The organism is Pseudomonas neuropathica (genome assembly GCF_051174785.1).
Taxonomy (GTDB): Bacteria; Pseudomonadota; Gammaproteobacteria; order Pseudomonadales; family Pseudomonadaceae; genus Aquipseudomonas; species Aquipseudomonas neuropathica_A.
This window is the reverse complement of record NZ_CP195111.1, coordinates 685,610-686,826: the sequence shown is the minus strand read 5'-3', so window position 1 is coordinate 686,826 and position 1,217 is coordinate 685,610. Positions and strand designations below refer to the sequence as shown.

Here is a 1,217-nt window from a genome sequence, read left to right as displayed (position 1 = left end):
TTGTTGTTTATCTACCAGAGCCCGGCCGCTGGCCGGGCTCACCCCTGAACGGACTTGTGGTCATTTATGGAAAAGTCGAAGTTGCGCAAAGTCGGTATGGGTCTGGCGTTGGTGGCAGTCGCGGGATTGGCGTTCTATGCGGTGCGGGCACCGGCCGAGGCGCCGCAATACCTGACCGCCCCGGTTGAACGCAGTGACATTGAAAACGCGGTGCTCGCCACCGGGTTGCTCGAAGGCATCAAGCAAGTGGACGTCGGCGCGCAAGTGTCCGGGCAATTGAAGTCGCTCAAGGTCAAGGTCGGCGACAAGGTAAAGAAGGGCCAGTGGCTGGCGGAAATCGATCCGCTGGTATTGCAGAACACCCTGCGTCAGGCCCAGGTGGATGAGGAAAACCTGCAGGCGCAAAAACGCGCCACCCAGGCTCAACTGAGGCAGACCAAAGCGATTTACGAGCGCTACAAGAACTTGCAGGACGACGCCTCGATCTCGCGCCAGGATTTCGAAACCGCCGAGTCGGATTATCAGGTGCAGCAGGCCAATCTGATGTCGCTGGATGCGCAGATCAAAAGTGCGCATATCCAGATCGACACGGCCAAGGTCAATCTGGCGTACACGCGCATCGTCGCGCCGATTGATGGCGATGTGGTGGGCGTGGTGACGCAGGAAGGTCAGACCGTGATCGCCAACCAACTGGCGCCGATCCTGCTGAAGCTGGCGGATCTGGACACCATGACGGTCAAGGCGCAGGTTTCCGAAGCGGATGTGATTCACATCACGCCGGGGCAAGAGGTGTATTTCACCATTCTCGGCGAGGACAAACGCTACTACGCAAAGTTGCGCGGCACGGACCCGGCGCCGCAGAACTTTCTCGAAACGCCGCCCGCCGGTACACCGAAGCAAAGCAGCGCGGTGTTCTATAACGCCTTGTTCGAAGTGCCCAATCCCGACCATCGTTTGCGCATTTCGATGACCGCGCAGGTGCGCATTATCCTCGACACCGCCAAGTCGGTGCTGACCGTACCGGTGGCGGCGCTCGGGCCGCGCAATGCCGATGGCAGTTTTCCGGTACGGGTGCTGGACGCCAAGGGCCACGCGCAGTCGCGCAATGTACAGACAGGGATCAACAACAACGTCAAAGTACAGATCAATGATGGCTTGGCGGAAGGCGATCGTGTGGTGATCGGTGATCCACTGACCAATGTGGCGGGGGCCTGAGC

The 1,217-nt window shown here is 59.7% G+C and carries 1 protein-coding gene; it reads left to right on the top strand.

Annotated elements, in window-relative coordinates:
- Positions 1-66: 66 nt before the first annotated feature.
- A complete protein-coding gene (macA, locus tag ACRRSD_RS03245) occupies positions 67-1,215 on the top strand; it encodes a macrolide transporter subunit MacA (RefSeq protein WP_435037096.1) in 1,149 nt (382 codons plus the stop codon).
- The last annotated feature ends 2 nt before the right edge of the window (positions 1,216-1,217 follow it).

Coding starts and splice junctions, on each gene's coding strand:
- macA (WP_435037096.1), top strand. CDS start 67: ATGGAAAAGTCGAAGTTGCGCAAAGTCGGTATGGGTCTGGCGTTGGTG.